The organism is Methylicorpusculum oleiharenae (assembly GCF_009828925.2).
In the GTDB taxonomy this organism is placed as follows: Bacteria; Pseudomonadota; Gammaproteobacteria; order Methylococcales; family Methylomonadaceae; genus Methylicorpusculum; species Methylicorpusculum oleiharenae.
The window spans coordinates 400,624-417,424 of record NZ_WUTY02000001.1; the positions used below are offsets into that span (position 1 = coordinate 400,624).

Below are 16,801 nucleotides of genomic sequence, written 5' to 3' on the forward strand. Positions count from 1 at the left end.
CCGTACCGGCTTCCCAATTCGTTATCCTCACTTGAAGATCAATGACCAGATGCCGCACTCCCACCAGACAAATCGAATGTATTGATTCAGCAAGGCATATGATCGCGCGTGTCTTGATTGGCAATCATTTGGGGCGAGGCTTGTCGATCAGGGTTCGATAGAGGTCGTTGTACTGAGCAACAATAACTTTCTGGCTGTAGTGCTTTAGATAATGGGCCTTTGCCTGAGCTGCGAATTGCTCCCGCAACACGGAGTCCCTAAGCAATTCGTTGATCGCGCCAGCCAGAGACTCGTCCTGATCGACCGGCACTACCAGGCCGGTCACGCCGTGCTCAATCACTTCGCCGGGGCCCTGCGAATTGGTTGCGACAATTGGACACCGGTGCGCCCAAGATTCCATAACGATCGAACCTAACCCCTCGTGCCGCGAAGGGCAGACGAAGAGATCACCAGTCGCCATCAGGGCCGTTACATCACTTCGCCAACCGAGAAAACGTACCCGCGCGTCTATACCCAGCTCCCTGCTCAGCGATTTGAGATTGCTCTCCTCGGGGCCATCACCAGCCAGCCAGAGGGTTGCATCGGGAATCAATCGCAATCCATGAAGCAGGGTGTCGAAACCCTTATTTATATGCAGCCGACCCGCTGCAATCAGCAGCGGCTGGTCAGCCGGCGTGTTGAAACTATCTCGGGGCAGCGGGGTAACCGGGGTTTCATCAGCGAAATTCGGGATATGGAAAACGCGGTCGGCCGGCATGCCACCCTTCACCAGGTGGTCGCAGATGCCTTTGGCGATTCCGACCCAGTAATCGGAATGACGGTAATACTTCAGGTTGTAGTAGTGGCCCAGACGGGCCACAAGTAGGTAGTCGTTCTTGGGCGTCGCGCTACTGGCCCGGTTCATCCAGGTCATCACTATATCGGGTTGAGCCGCTTTTAGCGCGCGTACGTAGCGATAGTGATCAATTAAATTCAGCGGGCCACCGAACCGGAAGCCTTGCGTGGGAACGCCCGCTTGGCGTAGTGAGTCCAATCGGTGCTGGTGCGGCCGAATGAACGCTAGTTGTTCCGTCTTGCCGGACTGGTGAAGTGCCGTCACCAGCCTGACAAAGAAGTTTTCGGCCCCACCTTTCTCCGCGCCGGCAAGTATCTGGGCAATGCGCAAAGGCGAACTCATCGTGCAATGCCCTTGGTATCATGACGATCCTTCAGTAGATTTTCGAACAAACGGATGTACTTGTTGATGATCACGGGCATCGAAAATTCTTGTTCAAATGATCGACTTCCAGCCGCGACCAGTTTCTCACGGAGATATGGGTCTGCAATCAGGCGGTTGACCTGCAGGGCACATTGATCCACATCATCGACAGGGAATAGCAGTCCATTGTCGCCGTCCTGAATAAGCCACGATGGACCCTGGCTTGATGCGGCAACAACGGGGGTAGCGGAAGCCCAAGCTTCCAGGATTACATTGCCGAGGGGCTCGAAGCGCGATGGAAACACACAAATATCAGCCAACTTAAAGAGACTATGGATGTCTTTACGCAACCCAAGAAATTTGACGCGGTCAGTAATACCCAACGAACTGACCAATGCCTCCAGTTGCGCCTGCAAGTCTCCGGTTCCAGCAATCAACAGTATCGCATTCGGTATTTTTGGCATGGCTTGGATCAGCGTATCGTGAGCCTTTTTGATATGGAGCCGCCCAAGCGCAAGAAGCACGGTGTGCCCTGCGGGAATTTCAGGCAAAGCACTGGACTCTTGTAAGGCGTCGGGAAGCTCACCAAAATTTGAAATCATGCTGACCTTATTCGGGTTCCAGCCGTGCTCGGTAACATGTCGCACCAAATCCGGTGCATTCACGATAAGGTGATCACATTTTCGGTAATTGTTGATATCGTAATAACCCCCTAGGCGCCCAACGACCAACGCGTCAGTATCCGGGCATTTTCGCGATGCCCGGTTAACCCACGTGACGATGATGTCGGGTTTAAATTTTGCAACTGCCTGTTTCAATCGCAAATTGTAAAACAATGGGCGCTTAATTCCCCCCATGGGGACAGTCACGAAGTTGACTTGTGCTGCCTGAAGGCGCCTTTCGCGCGAAGGTTGTGCTTCAATAACGAGTTGCTGGATGATGCCCGGCTGCTGCGCGAAAGCAGCAGCCACTTTCTCGAAATAGGTCTCCGCTCCCGCTTCAGATTGAGAGAGCATAATTTGCATTAGCCTCATGTAGGCAATCTCCCTGTTCCATCATGAAGCAGACGACCCAATTTACCTGGGATTTTCCCTGAATTAATTTCGTCGAGATAGCGTGTCATCCGGAATCTAAGATTAACGGTCTTTCGTATTGCCCGGGCGCGCTGTGCGGAAGCAGGCAGCCATTGGTATGGCCATAAACCCGGACTGCCAAGACCATCAATTACGACCAGACGGCGCACCTCATCATTTGCATCCCGCTGGGCAACGATGTTGTGCAGCAGCAGATCTCGAGACGGAATAGTGTGCTTAATCCAAAACTCACAGAGTTCCGATAAGGCCTTCTCGAAACTGCTGGTTGGACCGAATTCCCATAAATACTGTTTGAGTGAATAGGAAATACTACCGCTGGCATCACGTATGAGTTCCGATGTCAGTCCGCGGCCCAGGTCAGTTTCTTCAAAGCCGTAACAGTGACTCAGGTGCAGATACAACTCAGGACCAATGCGTTTGTCCAGCGTCGCCATGACATGATGCTCTTCAAGGTTATCGTCAAAGCTGGAAAGTGGTTTGAGGTTCTTAGGGAACTTTTTCTTTTTCCGCAAAGCCGTCAAGGGGAAGTCCGGTCGCCGCACCTTGATACAACGCAGGGGGTCATCCGGGTGGACGAAGCACAGACGATTGCCACCCTGGGCAAACGGCGCAATCTGGGCTAGCAAGAGCATTAATTTGTCCTCCCATCAGGCCGGATATCTCGAGCCCAAACATAATCATGACTGAAGGTTTTCTGCAGCGAGGCCTCGACAATGTACTGAGCAAATAACTGACTGTTCATCTCGGCATGAAAGAATTCGCGTGCGCGTGCGGCCCAAGCCTGCCGCTTGGCGTTGTCGGCGTTGAATTCGCGGATTCTGTCCAGCAAGTCTTCCTGCTCGTCGAAATATACCAGCGATTCAGGGGGCAGAAGTTCGTCAAATCCATTTGAGCAATGCGTAAACTGAAGGATGCCGTTTCCGGCGAGTTGGGCCATGCGCGCTGACGAATACCAATAATAGCCTTCCTGGCGGTTAAAGTTGAGCCCCATCTTGGTCTGGGCCAGCACGCGGTCGTATTCACGCCCCCAAACAGGTGGCTCACCGAAGCTACCGTATATCTTGAAATTACACTCATTATCGAGCTTTTCCTTCAACCATTTTACCGATTCAAGGCGTTTGCTATAGGCGGTGGCGTTGCTGCAAAAGAGGAGATCAATCGGCAGATCGTTACGAATGCTGTTGTCGAGATTTTCGATCGACGGATCAACCGGGTTGGGCATATGGTAAACACGGGCCCGCAGTCCTTCGAAAATTACCAGTTCGCGACTTCCGGTAGACACGAATACAGCGTCAACTACAGCAGCACGGTGCTTTATGCGCTCGACGTTTTCAGGAACGAACAAGGGATCGTTGTTGCAGTGTGCGATTACGACTTCGGGATGGCGCCTTCGAATTTCTTGCAGCGTATCATTACTGATAATATCGCAATGACCGGCAATGACCAGATCAGGCTCAACCGCATCGATTGTCTCCAGCAAGCGTTTGTTCGCTTTGCCGATGCCTAAGTCCCGAATACCAAAAGGTGCTTCGAAAGCAGCCACATCTCGATCGGAAAACACTTCAACAAAATGATCGTTCTTGATCAGGCCCTGAGTAAGTTTACGCGCCCAGCTGACCCGTGATTTTCCATAACGGCGCAACTGCTGGTAAGCGATATGGACGACTCTCATTTTGATAGCATTCTCCGAGCTTGAAAACATTGGTTATAAAAGTGGATTACGGGCTCAGCGCGGTGATGGGAGACGTGACTTAAGGAAGCCAAAGTCTATATCTGATGCTGAAACAAATAACATTCCGGACTCGTCTATTGAGGAGCCGCCCCCACCTGTGAGCTGACCTTTCGTTCATAAAAAGCAAGGGAGCACTGGATTCAATCGCTGGCTCATCAAGTACCTAGCAATCAATTAAAGACATATTCCAGGGCAAATCAAATTGCCGCAGATCAAGACGATTTACTCACCGGACAATTACAGGTCATTTGGGCAAATCCCTGACAGTATCTAAGTCGCTTGATCAAGCTTAAAGTTGAAAAAAACATTACTGTCATATAACACAAGACACAATGGCTTAGTTTAACCGGAAAGTCAGGCAGATTTATAGCAAACAGGAATCCAGATGAAATAGCTAATGCATTAGAATAATTGATCAGAAATAACTGTGATTAATATTGGCCAAAAGAGGGCATGAAGCATACCAATCATTATTTAACAGAAGTATTAGAGTATCAAAAGATTTTATATCTCAACTTGATAAATAGAAACGAATTTAGCGTGTTGTATAGCGACAAAAGCTCCATTAAAAAGGAGCTTTTGTTTAACACTTCAACTAACTTACAAAAGTCAACCAATCCTTATGATCAGCTCTTCTTCCGTGAACATAATCAAAGTATAAATTTTGTAATTTTTCAGTAATTGGACCACGGGCGCCGCTACCAATTATTCGACCATCCAATTCCCTGATGGGAGTTACTTCTGCAGCAGAACCGGTAAAGAAAGCTTCATCAGCGACATAGACTTCATCACGCGTGATTCTTTTTTCAACAACCTTAAGGCCTTGCTCTTCTGCGATAGTCATTATTGTATCTCGCGTAATGCCTTCAAGTGCCGAAGTGGTTTCTGGTGTGAACAACTTGCCATTTCTGACGATGAACAGGTTTTCCCCGCTTCCCTCTGCAGCAAAGCCTTCATGATCAAGTAAAAGCGCTTCATCATAGCCTGTACTTAAAGCTTCTTGCAGAGCCAAAATTGAATTGATGTAATTTCCGTTTGCCTTAGCCTTACACATAGTACTGTTGACATGGTTTCGCGTGTAGGAGGATGTTCTGACGCGAATACCTTTTTCCATGCAATCGGCACCTAAGTAAGCGCCCCAGGTCCAGGCGGCAATCATCACATGCACCTTAAGATTGTCAGCTCTCAGCCCCATGCCTTCTGACCCATAGAAACACATGCTTCTGATATAAGCACTGTCCAGATTATTCTTGGCAACCGCATCTCGGTGAGCTTCATTAAGCTCTTCTTTGCTGTATGGAATCTTCATATTGAGGATATGAGCGGATCGAAATAACCGGTCTGTATGCTCAGCCAATTTAAAAATCGCCGTGCCGCCTTCCGCGTGATAAGCACGTATGCCTTCAAATACACCCGCACCGTAATGTAATGTGTGCGTTAATACGTGAACCTTGGCATCCCGCCAATCAACCCATTTACCATCCAGCCAAATGAATCCATCTCTATCGTCCATCGTCATTATTGTGTCTCCAACTTATCATGAGAAATCTGCTTTTCTTAAAATTCATTCCATCAAGTCATGCCATAACCTGCTGACAGTGGCACGTTCCTCAATGAATTCAATATTTGAACTTTCTGGGCGCTTTCCCTGAAGAGCCTGTTTATGTCCAAAATCCCTGTATTTGCAATAAACACGCTTGAGCTCTTCTGCATCCGCCGTTGCCAAATAGCCACAATCACTTAAGCCTTCCAATAACCTGATGTTGTCGGTATAAGTCACTAGCGATTCATGTTTGGAGGCAAAATTGAGTATCGCAAATTGTACTATAAACTCAATATCAACAATACCACCTTTGCCCTGTTTTAAGTCGAATAGCGCGGAGTTTTTTGAGGCCAGGTTTTCCCGCATTTTTTCGCGCATATCACGTACGTCTGCTTTCAATCCGTGAGTATCTCGGGGCAGGGTAAGAATACGTTTACGAATGTGTTCATATTCCGTTTTGATTTTCGGATCACCAGCAATAAATCGGCCTCGTACTAACGCCTGATGCTCCCAAGTCCATGCGTTGTTCCGCAAGTAATCCTCATAAGTATTGACAGGCGTTACTAAAAGCCCGGAATTGCCACTGGGACGAAGTCGCATATCCACTTCATACAGAATTCCGGAAAGCATGCGGGTATTGAGCATATGCATGACTTTTTGGCCTAACCGGCCGTAAAACTGCGAGCATGTTATTGGTTTTGAACCATTGGTATTGGCTTGATTATCGTTACAGTTATAAAGAAAGACCAAGTCCAAGTCCGATCCGTAACCCAGCTCGATACCGCCCAATTTACCAAAAGCTAAAATACCGAAACCCAAGTACTCATTATCGGTTTCGGGTGGAAGCCCATGCTTTGTTGTGAGTTCCTGCCAGCTAATTTGCAGCGATTTTTCCAATAAGACTTCCGCAATATAGGTTAAATAATCACTGACCACCATGATCGGAATGATCTCCATGATATCGGCAGCAGCAACCCTCAACTCATTCAAATGCTTGAACTGCCTGAGTTTCATCATCACTTGCTCCGTATCTTCATGATCAACATCGGCTAACATGCGATTGAGCTCACGCATCAAATCTGGTTTTTTTAATGGATCATAAAGCCTTTGAGGATCCATTAACTCATCAAATAAAATAGGATAAAGAGATAAATAATCACAGATCCAGGGACTGGCCGCAGACAACTTAACTAACTGCGCAAGCGCTTCGGGATTTTCTGAAAGCAACGATAAATAAACATTCCGCCCGGCTACAGCTTCAAATAATGTGAGTATGCGTTTAAAGGTTTCATCCGGATTGTTGACAGATTGCACTGTCTCCATCAGCTGAGGCATGAGCCTGTCAATAACACCTGCGCCTTTGGTTGTTAATCGTCTGATTGCTGCAGAATGTTTAAAATCTTTAATTGCATTAAGAATGTCTTCGCCTTGCTGAAAACCCAATACATGCAGCGTATCGACAAGATCCATATCATCTTTATTAGCTGACCATGCCGAGTCTGCGTCGAGATTTTTTTTATCCTGTTTGGATAGAGAGAAGACTTGATCGAATACCTCATGCACTGCTTTACGCACATTTTCCAAATCTGCTTTAAAAGCCGACCATTCTGCATAGCCCATAGTCCTAGCCAAAATAAACTGAACATTGCGATCCGTCGGCAGATCATGGGTTTGTTTATCCTGATATTCCTGAATATGATTTTCAACTTTGCGTAAAAATTGATAAGCGTAAATCAAATGCTCAGCATCATCTTGTCTGATCAAATTTAAGTCTAATAACGTCCGGAGAACGTCAAGAATGCCTCGTTTTTGCAATGATTTTTCTTGCCCGCCTCTTATGAGCTGAAAAGCCTGGCCTATAAATTCAATTTCCCGTATCCCACCCGGACCGAGTTTTATATTATCCAAGCGGTCTTTTCTTTGTAACTCCTGAGTAATCATATACTTGAGACTACGCAGCTCTTCAAATGCACCGTAGTCAATATAGCGCCTATAAACGAAAGGCTTTAACATCGCCATGAGTTGCGGTCCGGTTTTAGGATCTCCTGCAACCTGCCTCGCCTTTATCATGGCATAGCGCTCCCATTCTCGGGCCTGAGTCAGATAGTAATTTTCCATGCCATCGAAAGTCATAATGATAGGCCCACTATCTCCAAACGGACGTAAACGAATATCTGTTCTAAATACAAAACCCTCGACAGTTACTTCATCCAGAACTTTAACCAGTTTCCTGCAAATCTTTGTAAAAAATTCGCCATAGGTAGTTTGCTTTCTATCGTTTAAAACGCCGTCTTCTGCAAAAGCAAAAATCAAATCGATGTCCGATGAAAAATTCAACTCCCATGCTCCCAGTTTCCCCATACCCAACACTACGATTTGTTGTGGAGAACCATCAACTAACAATGGAATACCTGAAATGGCGATAGCTTGCTGATATAAATAATTCAATGCATATTGAATACACGACTCTGCCAGCCAGGTCAGTTCAGTTAAGGTTTCAACTAATCCAGCCCAACCTGCCAGATCACGCCAGGCGATTCTGACCATCTCCCTACGGCGAAAGCGTCTTAACTCAACCATCAATTCAGCTTCAGATTGAATACAAAGACCTTCTAGTTTTTCTGCATAGACGCCTTCTTTATAGGCTGAAAATAAATCACCTGTAATCACTAAATCTTTTAATATGTCTGAATCACGAATACAGCTCTCTGAGACAAAAGGACTAGCCAGCCAGACTTGCCCCATCGAAGCTAAAAGTTTTTCGGGATAATGAAAAGACGGGTCTACTTTTGTGGTTTTTTCTTCCCATTTTTGAACTGATCCGATCAAAGACTCACGTAGTTCGGAAGTCAAGGAAATAAGAAGTGGATTTAGATGATCTATAAGCATTCAAAACCTAATTAAGTTCAGTTTTTGGCATTATTTTATGTGATTGTACTTAAAAACGATGTCTGATTAAGAAGAAAAACCAAAAAAAAACCCCATCGAGGGATTAACCTGGATGGGGTTTGATATAAGAGCCTGGCGATTCCCTACTTTCGCATGGCAAACTGCCACACTATCATTGGCGCTAAGCGGTTTCACTGCCGAGTTCGGGATGGGATCGGGTGGGCCACGCTCGCTATGGTCACCAGGCAAACTGGTTTGGCAGGTCAATCCTGCCGCATTGAGGCGTCGAAGGGCGCGCTAGGGGTCTAGTGCGTCGGCTTCAGCCGTCTCTTTGGAAATCTGTACACGTTCTCGCATATTTAAAGCGTCTGTCGGCTTACACCACCCAAACCGATTGGGTGTTATATGGTCAAGCCTCACGGGCAATTAGTATCAGTTAGCTTCATGCATTACTGCACTTCCACACCTGACCTATCAACCTGGTAGTCTCCCAGGGCCCTTCAGGGGACTCATGGTCCCAGTGAGATCTCATCTTGGGAGGGGCTTCCCGCTTAGATGCTTTCAGCGGTTATCCTGTCCGAACATAGCTACCCGGCAATGCCACTGGCGTGACAACCGGAACACCAGAGGTTCGTCCACTCCGGTCCTCTCGTACTAGGAGCAGCTTCCCTCAAATCTCAAACGCCCACGGCAGATAGGGACCGAACTGTCTCACGACGTTCTGAACCCAGCTCGCGTACCACTTTAAATGGCGAACAGCCATACCCTTAGGACCTGCTTCAGCCCTAGGATGTGATGAGCCGACATCGAGGTGCCAAACACCGCCGTCGATATGAACTCTTGGGCGGTATCAGCCTGTTATCCCCGGAGTACCTTTTATCCGTTGAGCGATGGCCCTTCCATTCAGAACCACCGGATCACTAAGACCTACTTTCGTACCTGCTCGATGTGTCTATCTCGCAGTCAAGCGTGCTTTTGCCTTTACACTCATCGCATGATTTCCGACCATGCTGAGCACACCTTCGTGCTCCTCCGTTACTCTTTAGGAGGAGACCGCCCCAGTCAAACTACCCACCAGACACTGTCCCCAATCCAGATAATGGACCTAGGTTAGAACTTCGAACATACCAGGGTGGTATTTCAAGGTTGGCTCCACAACAACTGGCGTTGCTGCTTCAGTGCCTCCCACCTATCCTACACAAATAGGTTCAAAGTCCAGTGTCAAGCTATAGTAAAGGTTCACGGGGTCTTTCCGTCTAGCCGCGGGTACACTGCATCTTCACAGCGATTTCAATTTCACTGAGTCTCGGGTGGAGACAGTGTGGCCATCGTTACGCCATTCGTGCAGGTCGGAACTTACCCGACAAGGAATTTCGCTACCTTAGGACCGTTATAGTTACGGCCGCCGTTTACCGGGGCTTCGATCAAGAGCTTCTCCGAAGATAACCCCATCAATTAACCTTCCGGCACCGGGCAGGCGTCACACCCTATACGTCCACTTTCGTGTTTGCAGAGTGCTATGTTTTTGCTAAACAGTCGCAGCCACCAGTTTAATGCTACCTCTTTCAGCTCCAACCGCGAGGGCTTTCACTTACTCAAGGCGTACCTTCTCCCGAAGTTACGGTACCATTTTGCCTAGTTCCTTCACCCGAGTTCTCTCAAGCGCCTTAGAATTCTCATCCCACCCACCTGTGTCGGTTTAGGGTACGGCCACTCGTAACCTGAAGCTTAGAGGTTTTTCTTGGAAGCATGGCATCAGTTACTTCGTCTCTAAAGAGACTCGTCATCACGCCTCAGGATTGCCAAACCGGATTTGCCTAGTCTGACTCCCTACACGCTTAAACTACCTATTCCAACAGGTAGCTAACCTAGCCTTCTCCGTCACCCCATCGCAGTTACGACCGGTACAGGAATATTAACCTGTTTGCCATCGACTACGCCTTTCGGCCTCGCCTTAGGTACCGACTAACCCTGCGTCGATTAGCGTTGCGCAGGAAACCTTGGGTTTTCGGCGTGGGGGTTTTTCACCCCCATTATCGTTACTTATGTCAGCATTCGCACTTCTGATACCTCCAGCCACCTTCTCAAGTGACCTTCACAGGCGTACAGAACGCTCCTCTACCGATTACACTAAAGTGCAATCCCGTAGCTTCGGTACTATGCTTAGCCCCGGTAAATCTTCCGCGCGAGCCGACTCGACCAGTGAGCTATTACGCTTTCTTTAAAGGATGGCTGCTTCTAAGCCAACCTCCTGGCTGTCTGGGCCTTCTCACATCGTTTCCCACTGAGCATAGATTTGGGGACCTTAGCTGACGGTCTGGGCTGTTTCCCTTTTCACGACGGACCTTATCACCCGCCGTGTGTCTCCCGTGCTGAAACTTGTTGGTATTCGGAGTTTGCATCGGGTTGGTAAGTCGAGATGACCCCCTAGCCGAAACAGTGCTCTACCCCCAACAGTTATACACGAGGCGCTACCTAAATAGCTTTCGAGGAGAACCAGCTATCTCCGAGCTTGATTAGCCTTTCACTCCGATCCACAACTCATCCGAATCTTTTTCAACAGATCCCGGTTCGGCCCTCCAGTAAGTATTACCTCACCTTCAGCCTGGTCATGGATAGATCGCCCGGTTTCGGGTCTAATCCCAGCGACTGAACGCCCTGTTCAGACTCGCTTTCGCTACGCCTCCCCTATTCGGTTAAGCTTGCCACTGAGATTAAGTCGCTGACCCATTATACAAAAGGTACGCAGTCACGGAACAAGTCCGCTCCTACTGCTTGTACGCATACGGTTTCAGGATCTATTTCACTCCCCTCTCCGGGGTTCTTTTCGCCTTTCCCTCACGGTACTGGTTCACTATCGGTCGATAAGGAGTATTTAGCCTTGGAGGATGGTCCCCCCATATTCAGACAAGGTTTCACGTGCCCCGTCCTACTCGTTTTCACAACTGAGGCATTTTCGTGTACGGGGCTATCACCCTGTATCGCCAGACTTTCCAGTCTGTTCCACTAATGCCTTAATTGCTTAAGGGCTGGTCCCCGTTCGCTCGCCACTACTAAGGGAATCTCGGTTGATTTCTTTTCCTCCGGGTACTTAGATGTTTCAGTTCTCCGGGTTTGCTTCCTACACCTATGTATTCAGTGCAGGATAGTCAGGTTATCCTGACTGGGTTTCCCCATTCGGAAATCCGCGGATCAAAGTTTGTTTGCAAACTCCCCGCGGCTTATCGCATGCTACAACGTCCTTCATCGCCTCTTATCGCCTAGGCATCCACCGTATGCGCTTATTCACTTGACCATATAACCCCAATCAGTCTGGCGTTCAGTGGCTTCCCGTTTCTGGGTTACCCTGTGCTCCAGGCCGGCTGTGGTTTGATCAGCTGACATGTTCGCTTTTTTTTCTGCTTGAGAACTCATTCAGTTCACCTTCGCTTGCGCTTCGGTGTTCTTGAACTCGTTTATGTATCTTCTTCGCTTTTATGCTTGCGCATTCCAGCTATGAATTTACAGTGTACAGATTTCCAAATTGTTAAAGAGCCTTGATGATGTTACTTATCAAGTCTATAAAACCTCGCCCCGCTTGCCTAAACAAAGGGCAGGATAAAGTCTTATAGAGTTGATGTATCGTCGACAGCCTGTGTCTTTCTTGGTGGAGCCAAGGAGGATCGAACTCCTGACCTCCTGCGTGCAAGGCAGGCGCTCTCCCAGCTGAGCTATGGCCCCATTAAGTAGGTTCCCTCGCCCGTCTACCGGCCTTGGCGCTTTGCAAGGTGGTGGGCCTGGGAGGACTTGAACCTCCGACCTCACCCTTATCAGGGGTGCGCTCTAACCAACTGAGCTACAGGCCCAGGCTCGTGTCGTGCTTGATCAAAATAATTTGTTGTGGGTACTCATGACACGTGTCGGCGCGTCTTTGTAAGGAGGTGATCCAGCCCCAGGTTCCCCTAGGGCTACCTTGTTACGACTTCACCCCAGTCATGAATCACAAAGTGGTAAGCGCCCTCCCGAAGGTTAAACTACCTACTTCTTTTGCAACCCACTCCCATGGTGTGACGGGCGGTGTGTACAAGGCCCGGGAACGTATTCACCGCGACATTCTGATTCGCGATTACTAGCGATTCCGACTTCATGCAGTCGAGTTGCAGACTGCAATCCGGACTAGGACCGGCTTTCTGGGATTTGCTTACTCTCGCGAGTTCGCGGCCCTCTGTACCGGCCATTGTAGCACGTGTGTAGCCCTACCCATAAGGGCCATGATGACTTGACGTCGTCCCCACCTTCCTCCGGTTTATCACCGGCAGTCTCCCTAGAGTTCCCAGCTTGACCTGTTGGCAACTAAGGATAAGGGTTGCGCTCGTTACGGGACTTAACCCAACATCTCACGACACGAGCTGACGACAGCCATGCAGCACCTGTCTCAGAGTTCCCGAAGGCACTCCGCTATCTCTAACAGATTCTCTGGATGTCAAGGGTAGGTAAGGTTCTTCGCGTTGCATCGAATTAAACCACATGCTCCACCGCTTGTGCGGGCCCCCGTCAATTCATTTGAGTTTTAACCTTGCGGCCGTACTCCCCAGGCGGTCAACTTAATGCGTTAGCTGCACCACTAAGTCTTTTAAAAGACCCAACGGCTAGTTGACATCGTTTACGGCGTGGACTACCAGGGTATCTAATCCTGTTTGCTACCCACGCTTTCGTACCTCAGCGTCAGTTTTAATCCAGAGAGCCGCCTTCGCCACTGGTGTTCCTTCAGATCTCTACGCATTTCACCGCTACACCTGAAATTCCACTCTCCTCTATTAAACTCTAGTTACCCAGTATCAAATGCAGTTCCCAGGTTAAGCCCAGGGCTTTCACATCTGACTTAAATAACCGCCTACGCACGCTTTACGCCCAGTAATTCCGATTAACGCTTGCACCCTCCGTATTACCGCGGCTGCTGGCACGGAGTTAGCCGGTGCTTCTTCTAAAGGTAATGTCAAGAGCAAGGGTATTGGCCTTACTTTTTTCCTCCCAATTGAAAGTGCTTTACAACCCTCAGGCCTTCTTCACACACGCGGTATTGCTGGATCAGGCTTTCGCCCATTGTCCAATATTCCCCACTGCTGCCTCCCGTAGGAGTCTGGGCCGTGTCTCAGTCCCAGTGTGGCTGATCGTCCTCTCAGACCAGCTATAGATCGTCGCCTTGGTAGGCCTTTACCCCACCAACTAGCTAATCTAACGCAGGCTCATCTGATAGCGCGAGGTCCGAAGAGCCCCCGCTTTCCCCCGTAGGGCGTATGCGGTATTAGCGTGAGTTTCCCCACGTTGTCCCCCACTACCAGGCAGATTCCTACGCGTTACTCACCCGTCCGCCACTCGTCAGCGCCCGAAGGCCTGTTACCGTTCGACTTGCATGTGTTAAGCATACCGCCAGCGTTCAATCTGAGCCATGATCAAACTCTTCAGTTTAATATGGTTTGCCACTCAGTTAGATGAGTGACCAATCTTGGCTCGACTTCAGAATTAAACGTCATTACTTGAATTAACGTGTAATACTTGCGTCGATTATCTTTTTAACTGCCAGACATCGCGCCACAAGCACCCACACAAATTATTTTGATCGACTTGTTAAAGAGCCAGGACTTTCGCCCTGTTGAGCCTGACTATTATACAGACTCGCTTTTCGTTGTCAACACCTTGTTTAACTTTTCTTCCCTCCCTGACCCCTCACCGTCGTCCTGACCGCTGAAGAGCTGCACATTCTACAATATCTTTCTAATCTGTCAAGCTTTTGTTTTGAACTTTCTTTGGCGACGGCTAATCGCGTCATTTCAGCTTGATTCTTGCGAACTTCCTTTTACCAACCTGATAAACATGTTCACTCCCTGCAGATACTGATATCCTGGCATCAGCAACTCTTTCCCCATCTATCTTTACCGCGCCCTGCTTAATCATTCGCATAGACTCAGAAGTGCTCTCGGTTAGTCCCGCATCCTTTAGTAGATTTGCAATGGCATAACCTTCGTCAGACGCATCAAACTCAAATTCATCCATTTCATCCGGAATAGAGCCTCTCTGAAATCTTGCTTCGAAATTCTCTTTTGCCTTAGTCGCAGCCGATTCATCATGAAATCTTTCTATAATTTCAAGTGCCAATTTAACTTTATAATCTCTGGGGTTCGCACCCGCACCGCAGGCACTGCGCCAGTTCTCAATTTCATCTTCGGATCGAAAACTCAGGAGCTCGAAATATCGCCACATCAGCACATCCGAAATAGACATGAGCTTGCCAAACATATCATCGGGCGAATCGGCAATTCCCACATAGTTATTGAGCGACTTGGACATTTTTTGCACGCCGTCCAGCCCCTCCAATATAGGCATCGTAATGACGACCTGAGGTTTCTGACCATAAGTTTCCTGCAAATGGCGCCCCATCAGTAAATTAAACTTTTGATCGGTACCACCTAATTCAACGTCAGCCTTCATCACCACAGAATCATATCCTTGAATCAAGGGATATAAAAATTCATGAATAGCAATTGGTTGACCGCCTTTATAGCGCTTATGAAAATCATCTCGCTCCAGCATTCTTGCCACGGTATGCTTGGCTGCCAACTGAATTAACTCGGCAGGACTCATGTCATTCATCCAAGAAGAATTAAATACAACCTGGGTTTTAGCGGGGTCCAAAATCTTGAAAACCTGCTCCTGATAGGTTTTCGCATTCTCCAGCACTTCTTCTCGAGTCAACGGTTTACGCGTTACATTTTTCCCGGTGGGATCACCTATCATTCCAGTGAAATCACCAATCAAAAAAAGTACCTCGTGCCCGAAATCCTGGAACTGTTTAAGCTTGTTAATTAAAACGGTATGCCCCAAATGAAGATCAGGAGCGGTAGGATCAAATCCTGCCTTAATTCTTAGAGGCCGACCCTCTTCCAGTTTTTTTTGAAGTTCCGCCTGAACCAGAACTTCATCCGCCCCTCTGTTGAGGCTTTTCAGTTGATCTTGCAATTTACCTCCTCCAAGTCATCATTAATAACCGCCATCTGCACGATTAATAGGCGACGAATAATATCATTTATTTAGCTTCATTTTTCCAAAAAACCCTTTTTATAACGCTTTTGAAAAAGACAGGCATTTGTTACCATCGCAGCTTAATCATTTTTACAAAGCTTGATCCCTATAAACTTTAAGCTCTATTCAACTTTAATATATAGTTAATGTCAGAATTTTACATAGGCCTGATGTCAGGAACCAGTCTGGACGGTATTGACGCCGCGCTTATCGACTTTAGCGATATAAAGCCAAAGTTTATCGCTTTTGACTACAGCCCTTATGAACCCGCTTTTAAATCCCGCCTAGCCAGACTGACCTCTGCTCAACAGCCAATACTCTTGGAGGACTACGGAACAATTGACACTCAATTAGGCCGGCAATTTGCTCAATCCGTCTTAAACCTTTTATCCAAGGCAAATATTCCTTCTCAAGCAATTAAAGCTATCGGCAGTCACGGACATACTGTTTATCATGCTCCCGGCCTGAAGTCTGCATTTTCGCTTCAAATTGGCGACCCCAATATCATCGCAGAAACAACCGGCATTACTACGGTAGCCGATTTTCGGCGCAGAGATATCGCCGCAAAAGGACAAGGCGCGCCATTAGTGCCTGCGTTTCATCACGCTTTTTTCGGAACACACCAAGAAAACCGTGTGGTTGTGAATATTGGTGGGATTGCCAATATCACTGTTTTACCTGGAACGCATATTGATAAAGTGATAGGTTTCGATACCGGCCCAGGCAACGGACTAATGGACCAATGGATCAAGCAACATAAAAACCTGGATTTCGATGCAAACGGCGATTGGGCCAGATCGGGCCAATCTGTGACGGGAGTAATGACTCAACTTTTAGACGAAGATTATTTCAATAATCCCGCGCCAAAAAGTACCGGTAAAGAATACTTTTCTTTAGATTGGCTACGCAAAAAAGTCAAAGGCTTGGCGGATTTCAATCCCAACGACATTCAATGCTGCCTTTGTCATTTGACCGCTCAAAGCATCGCCGATGCGATCAAGCGTTATGCGTATCAGACAGATTTGATTTTGATTTGCGGAGGAGGCGCGCATAATGTGTTTCTTATGGACTTATTGAAGCAGAAATCCGGCATCAAGGTGCTATCAACAGAGCACTATAATTTGCATCCGGATCATGTTGAAGCGACCGCTTTTGCCTGGCTTGCCCGCCAGACAATGAACCATCAACCTGGAAATCTGGCATCCGTTACCGGTGCAAACAAAGCTGTTGTATTAGGGGCAATTTACCAAGGATAAGCAGGGCTTTTTTTAAAAAAGCCCCGCTGC

9 protein-coding genes, 2 tRNA genes and 3 rRNA genes are annotated in these 16,801 nt (G+C 47.9%); 1 reads left to right on the top strand and 13 read right to left on the bottom strand.

Going from position 1 to position 16,801, the window contains the following annotated elements; genetic code table 11:
* Positions 1-124: 124 nt before the first annotated feature.
* The 13 genes from GO003_RS01915 to tyrS form a co-directional block, all read right to left on the bottom strand.
* On the bottom strand, positions 125-1,177 hold the full coding sequence (locus tag GO003_RS01915; protein ID WP_159657732.1) for a glycosyltransferase: 1,053 nt from the start codon (positions 1,175-1,177) through the stop codon (positions 125-127).
* Positions 1,174-2,223 (bottom strand): glycosyltransferase, encoded by a 1,050-nt coding sequence (locus GO003_RS01920; protein WP_206444709.1) that lies wholly within the window; start codon positions 2,221-2,223, stop codon positions 1,174-1,176. Before GO003_RS01920 ends, GO003_RS01915 begins: the two co-directional genes overlap by 4 nt.
* Positions 2,224-2,228: 5 nt before the next feature.
* The gene (locus GO003_RS01925) at positions 2,229-2,924 is read right to left on the bottom strand and encodes a YrbL family protein (RefSeq protein WP_159657736.1); all 696 of its coding nucleotides are present in this window, start codon (positions 2,922-2,924) and stop codon (positions 2,229-2,231) included.
* Positions 2,924-3,964, bottom strand: coding sequence for a glycosyltransferase family protein (locus GO003_RS01930; RefSeq protein WP_159657738.1), 1,041 nt, complete (start codon positions 3,962-3,964; stop codon positions 2,924-2,926). Before GO003_RS01930 ends, GO003_RS01925 begins: the two co-directional genes overlap by 1 nt.
* 655 nt (positions 3,965-4,619) lie before the next feature.
* Positions 4,620-5,543, bottom strand: coding sequence for a branched-chain amino acid transaminase (locus tag GO003_RS01935; RefSeq protein ID WP_159657740.1), 924 nt, complete (start codon positions 5,541-5,543; stop codon positions 4,620-4,622).
* A 45-nt stretch (positions 5,544-5,588) separates the two neighbouring features.
* Positions 5,589-8,456: a bifunctional [glutamate--ammonia ligase]-adenylyl-L-tyrosine phosphorylase/[glutamate--ammonia-ligase] adenylyltransferase gene (gene glnE, locus GO003_RS01940; protein ID WP_159657742.1), complete on the bottom strand. Its 2,868-nt coding sequence runs from the start codon at positions 8,454-8,456 to the stop codon at positions 5,589-5,591.
* 130 nt (positions 8,457-8,586) lie between these two features.
* Positions 8,587-8,702, bottom strand: a 5S ribosomal RNA gene (gene rrf / locus GO003_RS01945).
* A gap of 159 nt (positions 8,703-8,861) precedes the next feature.
* Positions 8,862-11,751, bottom strand: a 23S ribosomal RNA gene (locus GO003_RS01950).
* Positions 11,742-11,870, bottom strand: coding sequence for a hypothetical protein (locus tag GO003_RS26070; protein WP_269144311.1), 129 nt, complete (start codon positions 11,868-11,870; stop codon positions 11,742-11,744). The genes GO003_RS01950 and GO003_RS26070 overlap by 10 nt, the downstream gene beginning before the upstream one ends.
* A 230-nt stretch (positions 11,871-12,100) precedes the next feature.
* Positions 12,101-12,176 (bottom strand) — tRNA-Ala (locus GO003_RS01955).
* Between the two features lie 48 nt (positions 12,177-12,224).
* Positions 12,225-12,301 (bottom strand) — tRNA-Ile (locus GO003_RS01960).
* Positions 12,302-12,369: 68 nt separating this feature from the next.
* A 16S ribosomal RNA gene (locus GO003_RS01965) occupies positions 12,370-13,904 on the bottom strand.
* The 16S, 23S and 5S rRNA genes sit together here with 2 tRNA genes alongside, the layout of an rRNA operon.
* Before the next feature lie 357 nt (positions 13,905-14,261).
* A complete protein-coding gene (gene tyrS, locus GO003_RS01970) occupies positions 14,262-15,452 on the bottom strand; it encodes a tyrosine--tRNA ligase (protein WP_159654769.1) in 1,191 nt (396 codons plus the stop codon).
* Between the two features lie 209 nt (positions 15,453-15,661).
* Between tyrS and GO003_RS01975 the strand changes: the two genes are divergently transcribed.
* Entirely contained in the window at positions 15,662-16,771 is a 1,110-nt protein-coding gene (locus tag GO003_RS01975) for an anhydro-N-acetylmuramic acid kinase (protein WP_159654771.1), read from the top strand.
* Positions 16,772-16,801: the final 30 nt, after the last annotated feature.